The following is a 16,073-nucleotide window of genomic DNA, read 5'->3' as shown; positions in this document are numbered from 1 at the left end:
GGTCGCGGGGCGGCGTTGCCGCCCCGCGCTGCCGTCCGGCTCAGGCGGCGTCCCAGGGGCCGAAGGCCAGCCCCTGCTGGGTGGTGTCCTGGCGGGTGCAGATCAGTGCGCCGTCCGCGTCGAACGCGGCCACGACGATGCGGCCTGCCGCGTCGACCGCCACCTGGGGCGCGTGCGCGCCGTGGCCGCCGAGGGAGGCCCACCAGGTGCCGTAACCCTCGTTCTCGGTGACGTAGGCGGTGAGTTCGACGTCGCCCTCGGCACCGGTCTGTGCGAGCACCGTGCAGTCGTATCCGCCGATGACGGCCCGGACCACGCCGGGTGCGCCCCTGCCGCCGGCGCCGCCGAGGGCCATCAGGCCGCCGCCCTGGGCGCCCTGCTGCCCGGCCCGCCAGGCGACCAGCGAACCGTCGCCCGGGTAGCGCCAGAAGTACGTCACCCTGCGCGGGCCCGTCTCGCACAGGACCGGGGTGCCGGGAACGACCGGCGTGGGGATGCGGTCGGCGAGCTGGAAGCGGCCCTGGCCGACACCCACCCAGCGGTCGGCTCCGGCCCGCCCGAGGGCGAGCAGCTCCAGCGGCCCGCCCGCCGACATGAGCGGCGCCACGTCGCCCCCGTACGGCTCCGGCGCCACCTGCTTCCAGCCGCCCCACGCGCCCTCGGCGTTGCGGCTGCGCCGCAGGACGCCGCCGTGGCGCAGGGAGACGAGGACGTGCGTGGAGCCCGAGCGCTGGTTGACGGCGATGCGGGGCGGCCCGGCCAGCCGGTCGTCGGCGGGGCCGCCCCGCAGGCCGGGGGTGCCGAGGCTGTGCCAGTCGATCATGCCGCGGCCCGGCTGGAACTGGGTCGAGACGATGACTTCGGGGCGCTCCGCGCCGTCCTGGCCTGCCCGCAGGGCGACGAAGTGCACGTACCCCTCGCGGCTCTGTGCCATCGCGACGGTGCCCAGCCAGCCGGGGACCTCGAAAACGTCGGGGCCGGTCCAGCCGGCGTGGGGGGCCGCGGCCTCGGTCCAGCGCAGCAGGCCGTGCGGGGTGCACGCGTAGGCCGTCAGGCGGCCGTCGCCGCCCTTGAACAGCCAGTTTCCGGCCACCGACGGCGGCCGGCGAGAACCTGGTCCGCCCGGGGCTGCGTCCTGCACGGTGCGGTCGGAAGTGGCGCCCCGGCTCCCGCTTTTGCCTCGGATCACGCCACTGTCCACCCTTCTGCCGAGTATGTCCTGCTCAAGCGGCAGGGCTCTTCACCGGAAAGAACCAGCCACTCGAAAGTGTGTCTTATGATGCACCCCATCGATAATAGAAGGGCTCTGCCTCCATGACCGACCGGCCCTCGGCCACCACTCCCCCGTCCCGGCGCAAGCCACGGCGCGGTGGCAGGCGACGTGCCCTGCGCATCGTGCTGCTGACGGTGGCCGTGCTCATCCTCGCGGCCGGTGGCGCGGGCTGGTGGGCCTACAGCCATCTCAACGGCAACATCGACAGCGTCGACCTGGACCAGGCGATCGGCGACAACCGCCCGAAGAAGGTCGTCGCGGGCGCGCAGAACGTCCTCGTACTCGGCTCCGACTCGCGGGCCGGGGCCAATGCGGACCTCGACCACGGCGATGTGAGCGGCGCCCGCTCGGACACCGCCATGCTGGTGCACATACCCGAGGGCCGGTCCAAGGCCACCGCGGTGAGCATCCCGCGCGACACCCTGATCAGCCGGCCCGAATGCAAGGACGCCGACGGCAAGACCGTCAAGGCCGCGAACCGGGTCATGTTCAACTCGGTCTACTCGCTGGCCGGACCGGCCTGCGTGGTCAAGACCGTGGAGCAGATGTCCGGGATCCGGGTGGACCACTTCGTCGAGGTCGACTTCGCCGGCTTCAAGGGCTTGGTCGACGCGCTCGGCGGGGTCACCGTCACCCTGGACAAGCCGATGAGCGGGGCCAAGGGCGGGCTCAAGCTCGACGCCGGCACGCACCGGCTGAACGGCGCCGACTCGCTGAAGTTCGTCCGTACCCGCTACGGCTACGGCGACGGCAGCGACCTCGGGCGCATAGGCCTCCAGCAGCAGTTCATGATGGCGATGCTGTCGGAGATCAAGAGGCAGGACGCCCTCGGCAACCCGGCCCGGCTCTACAAGCTCGCCGACGCCGGCACCAAGTCGCTGACGACCGACTCCGACCTCGCCTCCCTCACCTCCCTGGCAGACTTCGCCCAGAGCATGAAGGGCGTGGACCCCGACACCATGGAGACGATCATGCTTCCGGTCGCCTACGACAAGGTGGACCCGAACCGCGTGGTCGTCGCGGAGCCGCAGGCGGGCCGGCTGTGGGAGGCCCTGCGCACCGACCAGAAGATCCCGGCGGAGGCGAAGAAGTCCCCTGCCAAGGGCTGACCGGCCGGACACGGAAGCCGGCCGTACGGGTGACCCGTACGGCCGGCTTCCGGCTTTCCTCCGCTAGAACTTCGCGTCGGGGCCGACCTTGGCGAGGCGGCTGTGCGAGCGCCCGTAGGCGAAGTAGACGACGATGCCGATCGCCATCCAGATGCCGAAGCGGATCCAGGTCTCGGCCGGCAGGTTGAGCATCAGCCAGAGCGAGGCCGCGATCGACAGGATCGGGATCAGCGGTACCCACGGGGTACGGAAGGCCCGGTGCAGGTCGGGACGGGTCTTGCGCAGGATGATCACGCCGAGGGCGACGAGCACGAAGGCGAACAGCGTGCCGATGTTCACCAGTTCCGCGAGCTTCTCCAGGCTGGTGAAGCCCGCCACCACGGCGATGATCACACCGAGGAGGAGGGTCGCCCGGTAGGGGGTCCGGTACTTGGGGTGGGTGACGGAGAAGACGCGCGGCAGCAGTCCGTCACGGCTCATCGCGAAGAACACACGGGTCTGGCCGAGCAGCAGGATCATGCTCACGGTGATCAGGCCGACGGCCGCCCCGAGACTGATGGCGCCGGAGAAGAAGGGCTGGTTCACCGACTTGAAGGCTTCGGCCAGCGGCGCGGTCGGCGACATCTCCGTGTACTTCTGCATGCCGGTGACCACCAGCGTCACGGCGACGTAGAGCACGGTGCAGATGAGGAGCGAGCCGAGGATGCCGCGCGGCATGTCCCGCTGGGGGTTCTTGGTCTCCTCGGCGGCCGTCGCCACGACGTCGAAGCCGATGAAGGCGAAGAAGATGAGCGAGGCCGCGGTGAAGATGCCCATGACACCGAAATTGGTGGGTGCGTAGCCGAAGAGCAGCTGGACCAGTGGCGCGTGCAGGTCGCCGCCCGCTTCCTGCGGCTGGGCCGGAGGGATGAACGGCGAGTAGTTGTCGGCCTTGATGAAGAACAGGCCCGCGACGATGACCAGCACGACCACGGTGACCTTGATGGCGACCACGATCGCGGTGATCCGCGCCGAGAGTTTCGTCCCGACGACCAGGATCGCGGTCAGCGCCAGGATCAGCAGGAAGGCCAGCAGGTCGAAGGTTCCTCCCGCGTCCGGTCCGGACAGCGCGGTGGGCAGGTCCCAGCCCAGGTTGGTGTGCATCAGGTGGCGCACGTAGCCGGACCAGCCGACCGCCACGACGGCGGTGCCGAGCGCGAACTCCAGCACCAGGTCCCAGCCGATGATCCAGGCGGGCAGCTCACCGATCGAGGCGTACGAGAAGGTGTACGCGGATCCCGCCACCGGCACGGTGGACGCGAACTCGGCGTAGCAGAGCGCCGCGAGAGCGCAGACGATGCCCGCCGCCACGAAGGCCAGGGCGGTGGCGGGACCGGCGTTGTTCCGGGCGGCAATGCCCGTGAGGACGAAGATGCCGGTACCGATGATGACGCCTACGCCGAAGACGGTCAGGTCCCAGGCCGAGAGTGATTTCCGGAGCGCGTGCTCCGGCTCCTCCGTGTCACGGATGGACTGCTCCACCGTCTTGGTGCGGAAGGGGCTGTTCATATCCCTACTCACCGACGCACCTCCGAAACAGGTGTCGACGCACGCGAACGGGCCGGGAGGCCCACCCTCCAAGGGTGATCTCCCGGCCCGTGACGTGCAACCGCGCGGCGATCTAGTGGCCGGAACCCGTCCTAGTCGACGGCGGCGGCCGGCTCGCTGTCGAACCGCCCGTCCAGCTTGGCGACCAGGCCGGTGACCTGCCGTGCGATGTCCGGCGCGGTCAGGCCGATCTCGGCCATGATCTCCTTGCGCAGGGCGTGGTCGAGGAAGCGCTGCGGGATGCCGAAGTCGCGCAGCGGTACGTCGACGCCCGCGTCGCGCAGCGCCTGGGCGACGGCGGAGCCCACGCCGCCGGTGCGGCCGTTGTCCTCGACGGTGACGACCACGCGGTGCCGGTCCGCGAGCGGGGCCAGGGCCTCGTCCACGGGCTTGACCCAGCGGGGGTCGACGACGGTCGTGGAGATCCCCTGCTTGTCGAGCAGGCCGGCGATCTCCAGGCACATCGGGGCGAGTGCGCCGACCGAGACGAGCAGTACGTCCGGTCGGGTGACCTCGGGGGCCGGGGCGCGCAGGACGTCCATTCCGCCGATGCGGCCGACGGCCGGGACGGCCGGGCCGACGACGCCCTTGGAGTAGCGCACGACGGTCGGGGCGTCCTTGACCTCGACGGCCTCGCGGAGCTGGGCGCGCAGCTGCTCGGCATCGCGCGGGGCGGCGAGCCGCAGGCCGGGCACGACCTGGAGGATGGACATGTCCCACATGCCGTTGTGGGAGGCGCCGTCGTCGCCGGTGACACCGGCCCGGTCCAGGACGAAGGTGACCCCGCACTTGTGCAGGGCCACGTCCATCAGGACCTGGTCGAAGGCGCGGTTGAGGAACGTCGCGTACACCGCGAAGACCGGGTGGACGCCGCCGGTGGCCAGGCCCGCCGCCGAAGTGGCGCCGTGCTGCTCGGCGATGCCCACGTCGTAGATGCGGTCCGGGAAGGCCTCGGCGAACTTGTTGAGGCCGACCGGGTGGAGCATGGCGGCGGTGATGCCGACGATGTCCGCGCGCTCGTGGCCGAGCTTGACCATCTCGTCGGCGAAGACGGAGGTCCAGCTGGCGGCCGCGGTCTTGACCGGCAGTCCGGTGTCCGGGTGGATCACGCCGACCGCGTGGAAGCGGTCCGCCTCGTGCTCCAGGGCCGGGGTGTAGCCGCGGCCCTTCTGGGTGAGGCAGTGCACGATGACGGGGCCGCTGAAGCGCTTGGCGCGCTGCAGGGCGGACTCCAGGGCCTCGATGTCGTGGCCGTCGATGGGCCCGATGTACTTCAGGCCGAGGTCCTCGAACATGCCCTGCGGGGCGATGAAGTCCTTCAGGCCCTTCTTGGCGCCGTGCAGGGTCTCGAAGAGCGGCTTCCCGACGACCGGGGTGCGCTCCAGGAGCTCCTTGCCGCGGGCCAGGAAGCGCTCGTAGCCGTCCGTGGTGCGCAGGGTGGCCAGGTGGTTGGCGAGGCCGCCGATGGTGGGGCCGTACGAGCGCTCGTTGTCGTTGACGACGATGACCAGCGGGCGGTCCTTGGCGGCGGCGATGTTGTTCAGCGCCTCCCAGGCCATGCCCCCGGTCAGCGCGCCGTCGCCGATGACGGCGGCGACGTGGTGGTCCTCCCGGCCGAGCACCTCGTTGGCCTTGGCGAGGCCGTCGGCCCAGCCCAGCACGGTGGAGGCGTGGGAGTTCTCGATGACGTCGTGGTCGGACTCGGCGCGCGAGGGGTAGCCGGACAGGCCGCCCTTGGTGCGCAGTCCGGCGAAGTCCTGGCGGCCCGTGAGCAGCTTGTGGACGTAGGCCTGGTGGCCGGTGTCGAAGAGGACCTTGTCCTTGGGCGAGTCGAAGACCCGGTGCAGAGCGATCGTCAGTTCGACCACCCCGAGGTTGGGGCCGAGGTGCCCGCCGGTCTTGGAGACGGCGTCGACGAGGAAGGACCTGATCTCGGCGGCGAGCTGGTCGAGCTCCTCCTGGCTGAGCCGGTCCAGATCGCGCGGTCCCTTGATGCGGGTCAGCAGCACCCGTGCCTCCTTGCAGTTGCTTGCTGGTCTGTCGAGTCTAATGTTCCGTCGGCGACCGCGGTCATCGGGCTGCCGCACACGGGTCACAGCTTCGTCATGGCTGTACACATCCCTGTGCAGATCACCCCCAAGTCACACATCACATTCGGGCGCATACCCACACAGGCGTACGCACAGATGTACGTCAGACGTACGCACGGATGCCCGGTGCCACACGGGGTGGCACCGGGCACTGTGACCGGTCTTACCGCGACGGGCGCGGTGTCAGGCGCGTCCGGCCGTCTTCTGGGTCTTGCGGGTGACCGAGTCGATCACCACGGTGGCCAGCAGTACCGCGCCGGTGATCATGTACTGGATCGGCGTGGCGATGCCCTGGAGGGCCAGACCGTACTGGATCGAGGTGATGACCATGACACCGAGGAGGGCGTTCCAGGTCCGGCCCCGGCCGCCGAAGAGGCTGGTGCCGCCGATCACGGCCGCCGCGATCACGTTCATGAGCAGGTCGCCGCCGCCGGCGCTCTGGTTGGCCGCCGCGATCTTGGAGGCCCAGAAGAGCCCGCCGATGGCGGCGAAGGTGCCCGAGATCGTGAACACCGCGATACGGATCCCGACGACGCTGATGCCGGCGCGGCGGGACGCCTCGACGCTGCCGCCGAGGGCGAAGACGTTCCGGCCGAACGTGGTGCGTCGCAGCAGGAAGTCCGTGCCGGCCAGCACCACCACGAAGAGCACGACCGCCAGCGGCAGGCCCTTGTACTGGTTGAACACCGCGGCGGGACCGAAGGTGAACAGCGCCAGCAGGCCCGTGCGCAGCGCGATCTCGCTCATCGGACGGGACGGGACGCCCGCGGCCTCGCGGCGGCGGTTGTCGAAGAAGCTCGCCAGGAAGTACCCGATCACCGCGATCGCGGCGAGGCCGTAGCCGGCCGCCACGTCCGTGAAGAAGTACGTGGTGAGCTGGCCCACCACACCGTCGGAGTCGATGTTGATCGTGCCGTTGCTGCCGAGGATCTGCAGCATGGCGCCGGACCAGAACAGCAGGCCCGACAGGGTGACCGCGAAGGCCGGTGCGCCGATCTTGGCGAAGAAGAAGCCGTGGATTGCGCCGATCAGGGCACCGCCTGCGACGGCGGCCAGGATCGCCACCCACTCGTTGACCCCGTGGGTGACGGCCAGGACGGCGAAGAGGGCACCCGCGACACCGCTGACCGAGCCGACCGAGAGGTCGATCTCGCCGAGCAGCAGCACGAAGATGATGCCCACGGCCATCATGCCGGTGGCGACCATGGTGATCGCGATGTTGGTGAGGTTCTCCGGGGACAGGAAGTTCGCGTTCAGCCCCTGGAAGATGCCGCAGATGATGATCAGGCCGACGACGACCGGGAGGGAGCCCAGGTCACCGGCCTTCATCTTGCGGCCGAACTCGCTCAGGTAGCCGGCCAGACCCTGCTCGCGGACGAGCAGCCGGGGGTCCACCACGGGAATGGAGTCGGCCGGGGCGGCGGGGTTGGCGAGCTGGGCCACCTCTTCCGCATGGGTGTGGTGTTCGGTGCTCACTTGCGAGCCTCCCCGGTACGGGCCGCCCGGCGGGTCACGGCGTTGTCCGTGGCTCCGGTGATGGCGGAGATGATCTCTTCCTGCGACGTGTCCTTGACGGTGAAGACGCCGTTGTTGCGGCCCAGCCGCAGGACCGCCACCTTGTCGGCGACGGCCTTCACATCGGCCATGTTGTGGCTGATGAGGATGACGGCGTGGCCGCGCTCGCGCAGCCGCTCCACCAGGTCGAGGACCTGTGCGGTCTGCTCGACGCCGAGGGCGGCCGTGGGCTCGTCGAGGATGACGAGCTGGGGCTCGCCGAGCATCGAACGGGCGATCGCCACGGTCTGGCGCTGGCCGCCGGAGAGCGAGGCGATGGGGATGCGGACGCTGGGGATCCGGATGGACAGGGTGGTCAGGAGCTCGCGGGCGCGGCGCTCCATCTCCACCTCGTCCAGGACTCCGCGGCGCTTGAGCTCGCGGCCCAGGAAGAGGTTGCCGACGACGTCGATGTTGTCGCACAGCGCGAGGTCCTGGTAGACCGTCGCGATGCCCAGGTTCTGGGCGTCGTGGGGCTTGGTGATCGAGACCGGCTTGCCCTCCCACTCGATGACTCCGTCATCGATGGGGTGGACGCCGGCGATCGTCTTGACGAGCGTGGACTTGCCGGCGCCGTTGTCGCCGACCAGGGCGACCACCTCGCCGGAATGGATCTCGAGTTCTACGTCGGTGAGCGCCTGGACGGCACCGAATCGCTTCGAGACCCCTCGCAACGCCAGCACGGGCGCAGCGGACACATGAACCATCTCCTTCGCCGCCTGACCGGCGGGGATGTCGTGCAGTAAGTGCAGGAGCGGGGTGGACTGGGGAATCGTTTCTGCCCGGCGCCCCGCGGGTGGCGGGGGAAGAGGGCGGGGCGCCGGGCAGGCGCGGGGGTCCTGGTGGACCGGAGGCCGCGGGGGCGGGCCTCCGGCCGGCAGGACGCTGGGGCCTCGGCAGGCCCGGGAGGAGCCTGCCTGCGGCCGGGACCGGCCCGCTTCGGGGCCGGGATGGCCTGCAGAGGGCCTACGGGAGGCCCGGCCGGCCTACTTCAGGCCGAGGGTGGTGCAGGCGGCCGCGTACTTGTCGGTGCAGATCTCGTCGGCCGTGTAGACACCGTCCTTGATGACAGTGTCCTTGATGTTGTTCTTGGTCAGCGAGACGACGGGGACCAGGACCGAGGCGATGCCCTTGTCGGTCGGGCTGTCGACCTTGGAGGTGGTGACACCGTCGAGCTTCTCGCCCTTGGCGAGCGCGACGGCCATCTTCGCGGCGGCCTCGGCCTCGGGGGCGTACGGCTTGTAGACGCTCATGAACTGCTCGCCCGCAACGATCCGCTGCACACCGGCGAGCTCCGCGTCCTGGCCGGTGACCGGGGGCAGCGGGTCCATGCCGGCCGCCTTGAGGGCGGTGATGATGCCGCCGGCCATGCCGTCGTTGGCGGAGTAGACGCCGACGATCTTGTCCTTGCCGATCGCGGAGATCGCACCCGCCATGTTGGTGTTGGCGTTCTCCGGCTTCCACTCCTTGGTGTCGTACTCCTTGCCGATGGTCACCTTGCCATCGAGGACGGAGTGCGCACCCTTCTTGAAGAGGGCGGCGTTCGGGTCGGTGACCGACCCGTTCATCATGACGATCTCACCGGCCTTGGCCTTGTCGCCCAGGGCCTCGAGCAGGGCCTTGCCCTGGACCTTGCCGACCTCTTCGTTGTCGAAGGAGGTGTAGGCGTCGATCGGGCCCTCGGCGAGGCGGTCGTAGGCCACGACCGGGATGCCCTTCTCCTTGGCCTTCTTCACCGAGCCGGCGATGGCCTTGGAGTCCACGGCGTCGATGACCAGGACGTTCACCTTGTTGGTGATCATCGTGTCGACCTGCGAGTTCTGCGTGGTCGCGTCCTGCTTGGCGTTGGCGTAGACCACCTCGGCCTTGCCGCCGGTGAGTTCGGCGACCTTCTTCTCGAAGAGCGGCTTGTCGAACTTCTCGTAGCGCGCGGTCTGGTTCTCCGGCAGGAGCAGACCGATCTTGATCGCACCACCCGCGGCGGCGGAGCCGGACTCCTTCGGCTTCTCACCGGCCTCCTTGGCGCTGCCACAGGCGGCAAGGGAAGCGGCCATCGCGGTGGCGGCGACGGCTACGGCGGCTCTACGCATGCGCGTGTTCATTTCTTGAACCTCCCTGACGAGGCCGCAACATTGCGGCCGAGGTGGACGTGAGTCAACCTCGGCCGCAGTTTGCCGTCAAGGAGTGAATCCTTAACGAGATGACAACGGTGCCATCCGTTATCTAACTGAAGGCAAGAGCCTGAGGCTCGGAGAACCGGCCAGAAGGGTCGAATCGCCCATCTCGCTCAGCACCAGGGCCAGCGCCCCCAGCACCTCGGCCCGGCTGCCCAACGACCCTGTGAGTACGGACAGTTGCCGTGCCGCGCTGGGGATCGCGTACCGCCCCACGGACTCACGTATGGGGGCCAGGATCAGTTCACCGGCCTCCGCCAGCGAACCGCCGAGCACCACGCGGCTCGGATTCAGAACGTTGCACAGGTTCGCGACACCACTACCCACATGGCGGCCTACGTCCGCGATGACCCGGCGGCAGCCCGGGTCGCCCTCGCGGGCCAGTTCGACCACCCGCTCCATGGTGAGCTCGGGGCCGTGGGTGCTCTGCAGCAGCGGCAGCACGTACCGGGCCGCGGCGAAGGTCTCCAGGCAGCCGCGGTTGCCGCAGCGGCAGACCGGGCCGGACTCGTCGAGGGTGATGTGCCCGATCTCGCCGGCGGTGCCGCCGGGTCCCCGGTAGATCTGCCCGTTGATCACCAGGCCGGCTCCGACACCGCTGGCGACCTTGATGTACGCGAGGTCCTTGACCCCGCGGCCGCTCCCCCACACCAGTTCCCCGAGCGCTCCGAGGTTGGCGTCGTTGTCCACGTACACGGGCACGCCGAGGCGCTGCGAGAGCTCCTGGCGCGGGTTGATCCCGGCCCAGCCCGGCAGGATCGCGGTGGAGCCGAGGGTCCCGGACTCCACGTCGATCGGGCCGGGGACACCGAGCCCCACTCCGATGACCTTGTCGAGGCCCACCCCGATGCCCGCGATCAGCTCTCCGACCAGGGCTTCCGCCCGGTCGAAGCCGTCCGCCCAGGAAGCGTCCACGTCCAGCGGGGCGGACTCCTCGGCCAGCACCTGGTGGGCGAGGTTGCCGACCGCCACCCGTAGGTGGGTGTGGCCGAAGTCCACGCCGATCACGATGCCCGCGTCGCCGCTGAGCGAGACGCTGCGCGCCCGCCGGCCGCCGGCCGAGGTGTCCGTGACCTCGACGGTCCCACCGTCCTTGAGCTCGCGGACGATGTTGGAGACCGTGGCCGCCGACAGTCCGGTGGACCGGGCGATCTCCGCCTGGGTCAGCGAACCCGCGAGCCGCACCGCCCGCACGACCCGTTCGAGATTCGCGCGGTGCAGCGAAGACTGCGATCCGGGAGTCTGCACGACTCATCCACTCCTGCCCATAAGCGACGGCCGACCGTCGCCCCCCGAGCCGGCATCGCGGCTTGGTGCTCCGAGACCCCGGCGTCTCTCCAACTTGTGAACCTTAAGTCGAGCCTTTGGCCCTCCAGACGTCAAGAGGCTGACGCGGAACGAATCGGCCACTACCGGTCATAAGTATGAGAGACATCCCTCTAGATCGTGATACGGCCGCTGAGGCGCCGGTCCTCTGCGGCCTTTCCGGCCGGATCGGGCGCCCTGTCCTGACGGCGCTGCGCAAGGAGGTGTTCGGGATGAGTCCCGGTCGAAGTCTTTGCAGCGCTCCCGTCGGCCGGCCTCGATCAGCTGATCCTTCCCTGAGTGCGCACGGCCGCGGTACACGCGGTGCGGTTGCGGCACGCACCGCTGCCTGCGGCCTGCTCCCCTCGGCGTGCCCGCCGGCGCTTCGTGCCACCCCGCGCCGACCCGTGATCGCTCCCCGTGACCGCGCGGCTCCGTGCTGCCCGGACGCAGTGGAGGGAGGTATTCGTCATGACCATGTTCACCACCGGTACCCGGCCAAGCTCGGACCGCCGGACGGGGGACGCCGCGAGCGCAAGGCCGCCGAGCTGGAGTCCCGTACCCGGCTCGCCGGCGAGCAGCTCGCCGGATTCAGCACCCGCCCCGGCGCCCAGGTCCTGCAGGACCTCTCCGCCACCCCGGGCGGCCTCACGCACGCCGAGGCGGCGCTGCGCCGGGAGCGCACGGCGCCGACGTCGTCGCCCACGAGCGCGCCCCGCCCCGCGCTGGTGGGTCCGGCTCGCGGAGGCGTTCTGGAACCCCTTCATCGCCGTCCTGGTCTTCCTGGCGCCGTCATGCGGTGGCAGGACCCGGCCGATCCGGGCGTCGTCATCCTCTCCGTGATGGTGGGGATCAGCGGACTGCTGCGCTTCTGGCAGGAGTTCCGCTCCGGCCGCGCCGCCGGCGCACTGAAGGAGCTCGTCACCACCACCTGCGCGGTGCAGCGCCGGGCCGCAGCGGCGCGGGCGCGGCCACCGTCGAGGTGCGCATGGACCAGGTGGTCCCGGGCGACGTGGTGAAACCGGCCGCGGGTGACCTGATCCCGGCAGACCTGCGGCTGATCACCGCCAAGGACCTGATGGTCGGCCAGGCCGCGCTCTCGGGCGAGTCCCTGCCGGGGGCCAAGGCCGACGCTCCCCCGCGCTCCGCCGGGATGCCAAGGGCATCGGCCGGTTCATGGTCTGCACCGGCAGCCGGACTGGAACAGCGTCTGGTCGGCCTCGCTGTCGGCGCCGAACACGTTCCACATGATCACGAACATCGCGATGTCGAAGACCGAGCTGACCGGGAAGGCCCGGCAACGGGCGGCCATGGGGACCGCGAGCCCCGGCGGACGGCCGGGGGCGATCGGCGTCGCCCCCGGCCGTCGCCGCCCCGCTACTTGAGGGTGGCGGAGGTCAGGCCGGCCTGGATCTGGCGCTGGAAGGACAGGTAGACCACCAGCATCGGGATCATCGCGATGGTCACACCGGCGAACAGCACCGGCAGGTCCGTCTCGTACCCCATCTGGTACTGCAGCTGGATCAGGCCCTGGGTGAGCATGTAGCGCTCGGGGTCCGATCCGGTCTGCGGCTGCATCAGCACGGAGGGCAGGATGTACTGGTTCCACTGGCCCAGGACATTGAATATCCCGACGCTGATCAGGCCGGGCTTGGCCATGGGCAGCATCACCTGGAAGAAGATCCGGGTGTCGGAGGCCCCGTCGATCACCGCGGCCTCGTGCACGGCCGTCGGCAGCGTGCGGAAGAACGAGTGCATGAAGAAGACGGTGAACGGCATCGAGTAGGCCACGTACACCAGGATCAGACCCTGGTACGTGTTGAGCATGTCCAGGCGCTTGACCATGAAGAACAGCGGGACGAGCGCCAGGAAGACGGGGAACATCGCCCCGCTGACGAAGAAGTAGTAGAAGAGCCGGTTCCCCGGGAAGGGGTAGCGGGCCAGCACGTACGCCGCCATCGAGCCGAGCAGCATGGTCAGCGGCACCGAGAACGCCATCACGATCAGCGTGTGGGCGAAGTAGTCGCCGATGCCCTTGTCCCAGGCCCGGGAGAAGGCGTCGAAGTGCCAGTTGGAGGGCCAGCTGAGGGCCGATCCGCCGATCTGGGAGTCGGTCTTGAACGACCCGAGCGCCAGCCAGATCAGGGGCAGGACGATCAGTATCGCCCAGACGGCGAGGAACCCGTGCGAGAAGACGTTCAGCACCATGCCGTCGGAGCCGGTGGTCCCGCCCTCCTTGGAGCGGCCGCTGCCGCCGGACCGCTCGGCCGAGGCCTCGCCCGGCGCCTTGATCACTGTGGACTCTGCAGTCATCGGGGATCTCCTCTCAGAACTCGATGCGCTCGCGGCGGGTGGCGCGCAGCGTGACGACGGAGAGGATCATGGTCAGGACGAGCATGACCACGCCCATGGCGCAGGCGTAGCCGCTCTTGCCGAAGTACAGGAAGTTGCGCATCAGCACCGTGGCCATGACCTCGCTGTGGTGGTCGGGCCCGCCGCCGAACTGGCCGGAAGTCATGGTCGACACCAGGACGAACATGTCCATCGCGGCGATGCCCAGGTAGACCGCCGAGGTCTGCACGGAGTCCCACAGCAGGGGCAGCGTGACCTTGAGGAAGGTCTGGGCGCGCCCGGCGCCGTCGAGCAGGGCGGCCTCGTAGATGTCCTTGGGTACGGACTGCATGGCGGCCGAGAAGAGGACGAGGTAGAAGCCGACCCCGTGCCAGACCACCACCAGGAGCAGGCACCACAGCACGAGGTCCGGCTGGTTGAGCCATTCGACGGGGTGGGCCGGGTCGACCAGGCCCAGCTTGGTGAGGAATCCGTTGAGCAGGCCGCCCTCGTCGCTGCGGTACACGGCGCCGAAGAGCACGGCGAGGATGGCCAGCGACAGGACCTGCGGGAAGAAGTAGACGATCTTGTAGACGGAGGAGCCGCGGACGCCCCGCACCCCGCCCGCCCCGCTGCGCCCTCCCGCGTTCACCATGAAGGCGAAGAAGAGGGCCAGCAGGATGGTGACGGCCGGGACGAACACCAGGAGCAGCAGGTTGTGCCACAGGGCGCCGCGGAAGACCTCGTCCTTCATCAGCGCGGCGTAGTTGTCCAGGCCGACGAAGTCGAACGTGGGCGACTGTCCGGACCAGTTGGTGAAGGAGTAGCCGAACGTCTGGATGTACGGCCAGATGACGAAAGTCAGGTACAGCGCGAGCGGCAGGATGAGGAAGCCGGCGATGAAGCCGGCCCTTCCCTTGCCCTGGGCTACTTGGCTCATGGTGTCCGCCCCTTGGACGAGGTCAGCTGCGGTGGTTGTTCTTGGCGTTCGGGTCCTTGGCAGCCTTGTCTACCGCAGCCTGGGCCCGCTTGATCCATTCCTTTGGCTGGATCCGCTTGGCCATCAGCTCATTGGACGCGTTCTGGATCTCCGTGTCCATCTCGCTGTACCAGTCGGGGTACAGGTAGTTGAAGGTGTTCGTGCCGGCCGTCTTGACGGCCGCGACCGCCGACGCCGTGCCGGGGCGCAGCTTGACGTTCGGGTCGACGCCGTCCTTGACGACGGTGAGGGAGTTGGCCTGCTGGGCGAAGAGGGTCGACCATTCGCGGGACAGCATCGAACGGAGGAACTCCAGGCCGCCGGGCTTGTTGGCGGCCTTCTCCGGGACGATGAACGGCTCGCCGGCGCCGGCCCGGATGGCCTCGAAGGGCAGCTTGCTGTCGGCGAGCGTCGGCACCGGCAGGAACTTCATGTCGAAGTCGTCCGGGGTCTGCTTGAGCTGCTCGTTCTCCAGCCAGGAGCCGGAGGGGATGAAGGCGGCCTTGTACTGGTTCCAGGCGGTCTGGGACTCCGTGTGGGTGAGGCCGTTGGTGCCGGCCATCAGCAGGTCCTTCTCGACGATCTCGTAGACCGCCTCGACGGCGGCGAGGGCGGCGGGGTTGCCCTCGAAGGCGTTCGGCTCGAGGTTGTCGATCGCCTTCATGGCCTCCAGACCGCCCTTCTTGGCGATCAGGTCCATGATGACGACGTTGATGTAGTACGGGTACTTGCCCTGGTGGGCGAGTCCGCCGATGCCGGCGGCCTTGGCCTTGGTGCAGATGTCGAGGAACTCGTCCCAGGTCTTCGGCTCGGCCCAGCCCTTCTCCTTGAAGAGCTTGCCCGAGTACCAGAAGCCGAACACCGTGTAGACGTAGTAGAGCGCGACGAACTTGCCGCCCTGGGTTCCCTGTTCGACGGTGCCGGGGATAAGCATGTCCCGGACCTTCTTGCTCGGGTCGTCGAGTGAGGGCGCGTCGAGCACCTGGGTGAGCTCGGCGAGCTGGCCGCCCTTGGCGAGGACGTCGATCTTGATCTGCTGGGCGCCGGAGTCGTCGATGACGTCCGGCGGGTTGCCGCCGTTGAAGCGGGGCTGGAGCTTGGCGGCGATCTCCTGGGTACCCAGGTGGGAGCTGGTGGTGCCCCACTTCTTGTCGAAGGCGGCCTCCCAGGCCTTCGCGTAGTCGTCGCCGAACCCGCCCTTGAAGACGACGACGTCGAGCTTGCCGCCCTTGGCCACGCCGAACGGGTTCTCCTTGGTCACCGCACCCTTGCCCGGCCCCTTCGTGGAGGTGTCCTCGCCGCCGGAGGCGCAGGCGGACAGGAAGCTCATCGTGGGGACCGAGATCAGTCCCAGTGCCACGGAGCGCTTGATCAGGTCACGGCGGCCGATGCCCTCACCAGTGGATCCCATGCTCATGTCCTCGCCTTCGTCAGAAGTGTGAAGGAGGCCGGAAATCGCGACGGTCACCGCGCATACGGACATCACCGCAGGTCCCCGCCATCCCCCGGTCCGGTACCGCTCGTAACGCGGTGATCCGGACGGGCACAGGTATAGTCCACTTCCGCTCGTGTGAGCAAGATCATGCACAGGGTTGACCGTCAGCTTTTCCGAGTTGAGACCTCCCCGAAACCTGGCCCGGGCCGGGAAAAGCGGAAGGGCCGTACCCCCTT

Annotated in this window: 13 protein-coding genes and 1 pseudogene; 3 read left to right on the top strand and 11 right to left on the bottom strand. The window is 69.2% G+C overall.

Annotated features, from left to right (window positions below; genetic code table 11):
- Positions 1–40 precede the first annotated feature (40 nt).
- Positions 41–1,189 (bottom strand): hypothetical protein, encoded by a 1,149-nt coding sequence (locus tag IF09_RS0109900; protein ID WP_158709942.1) that lies wholly within the window; start codon positions 1,187–1,189, stop codon positions 41–43.
- Positions 1,190–1,314: 125 nt separating this feature from the next.
- Here IF09_RS0109900 and IF09_RS0109895 point away from each other — a divergent pair, with 125 nt between their 5' ends.
- Positions 1,315–2,382, top strand: coding sequence for an LCP family protein (locus IF09_RS0109895; protein ID WP_030294064.1), 1,068 nt, complete (start codon positions 1,315–1,317; stop codon positions 2,380–2,382).
- A 63-nt stretch (positions 2,383–2,445) separates the two neighbouring features.
- On the opposite strand, the gene IF09_RS0109890 is transcribed toward IF09_RS0109895, so the two are convergent.
- The 6 genes from IF09_RS0109890 to IF09_RS0109865 form a co-directional block, all read right to left on the bottom strand.
- On the bottom strand, positions 2,446–3,930 hold the full coding sequence (locus IF09_RS0109890; RefSeq protein ID WP_030294062.1) for an amino acid permease: 1,485 nt from the start codon (positions 3,928–3,930) through the stop codon (positions 2,446–2,448).
- Between the two features lie 131 nt (positions 3,931–4,061).
- Positions 4,062–5,978 (bottom strand): 1-deoxy-D-xylulose-5-phosphate synthase, encoded by a 1,917-nt coding sequence (gene dxs, locus IF09_RS0109885; protein ID WP_030294060.1) that lies wholly within the window; start codon positions 5,976–5,978, stop codon positions 4,062–4,064.
- Between the two features lie 264 nt (positions 5,979–6,242).
- Positions 6,243–7,502: a sugar ABC transporter permease gene (locus IF09_RS0109880; protein ID WP_030294058.1), complete on the bottom strand. Its 1,260-nt coding sequence runs from the start codon at positions 7,500–7,502 to the stop codon at positions 6,243–6,245.
- A gap of 29 nt (positions 7,503–7,531) precedes the next feature.
- Positions 7,532–8,320 carry an ATP-binding cassette domain-containing protein gene (locus tag IF09_RS0109875; protein WP_030294056.1) on the bottom strand — a complete coding sequence of 263 codons (789 nt, stop codon included), beginning with the start codon at positions 8,318–8,320 and terminating at the stop codon, positions 7,532–7,534.
- Between the two features lie 279 nt (positions 8,321–8,599).
- A complete protein-coding gene (locus IF09_RS0109870) occupies positions 8,600–9,715 on the bottom strand; it encodes a substrate-binding domain-containing protein (protein ID WP_030294054.1) in 1,116 nt (371 codons plus the stop codon).
- Positions 9,716–9,832: 117 nt separating this feature from the next.
- Entirely contained in the window at positions 9,833–11,035 is a 1,203-nt protein-coding gene (locus tag IF09_RS0109865) for an ROK family transcriptional regulator (protein ID WP_030294052.1), read from the bottom strand.
- Between the two features lie 509 nt (positions 11,036–11,544).
- Between IF09_RS0109865 and IF09_RS46890 the strand changes: the two genes are divergently transcribed.
- Entirely contained in the window at positions 11,545–12,111 is a 567-nt protein-coding gene (locus IF09_RS46890) for a hypothetical protein (RefSeq protein WP_030294050.1), read from the top strand.
- Positions 12,081–12,158: pseudogene (locus IF09_RS46885) on the top strand (hypothetical protein); the annotation flags it as partial. The gene IF09_RS46890 and the pseudogene IF09_RS46885, both read left to right, overlap by 31 nt.
- A gap of 108 nt (positions 12,159–12,266) precedes the next feature.
- On the opposite strand, the gene IF09_RS46880 reads toward IF09_RS46885, so the two are convergent.
- The 4 genes from IF09_RS46880 to ngcE all read right to left on the bottom strand — a co-directional run bounded on the left by IF09_RS46880 (position 12,267) and on the right by ngcE (position 15,813).
- Positions 12,267–12,404: a hypothetical protein gene (locus tag IF09_RS46880; RefSeq protein WP_234320952.1), complete on the bottom strand. Its 138-nt coding sequence runs from the start codon at positions 12,402–12,404 to the stop codon at positions 12,267–12,269.
- A 65-nt stretch (positions 12,405–12,469) separates the two neighbouring features.
- The gene (locus tag IF09_RS0109850; RefSeq protein ID WP_030294048.1) at positions 12,470–13,405 is read right to left on the bottom strand and encodes a carbohydrate ABC transporter permease; all 936 of its coding nucleotides are present in this window, start codon (positions 13,403–13,405) and stop codon (positions 12,470–12,472) included.
- A gap of 13 nt (positions 13,406–13,418) precedes the next feature.
- A complete protein-coding gene (locus tag IF09_RS0109845) occupies positions 13,419–14,363 on the bottom strand; it encodes a carbohydrate ABC transporter permease (RefSeq protein ID WP_030294045.1) in 945 nt (314 codons plus the stop codon).
- Positions 14,364–14,385: 22 nt separating this feature from the next.
- On the bottom strand, positions 14,386–15,813 hold the full coding sequence (gene ngcE / locus IF09_RS0109840; protein WP_037634517.1) for an N-acetylglucosamine/diacetylchitobiose ABC transporter substrate-binding protein: 1,428 nt from the start codon (positions 15,811–15,813) through the stop codon (positions 14,386–14,388).
- Positions 15,814–16,073 lie beyond the last annotated feature (260 nt).

It is taken from the genome of Streptomyces katrae (assembly GCF_000717655.1).
GTDB lineage: Bacteria > Actinomycetota > Actinomycetes > Streptomycetales > Streptomycetaceae > Streptomyces > Streptomyces katrae_B.
Note: the sequence above shows the minus strand (reverse complement) of the source record. Positions and strands in the feature narration are given on the sequence as shown.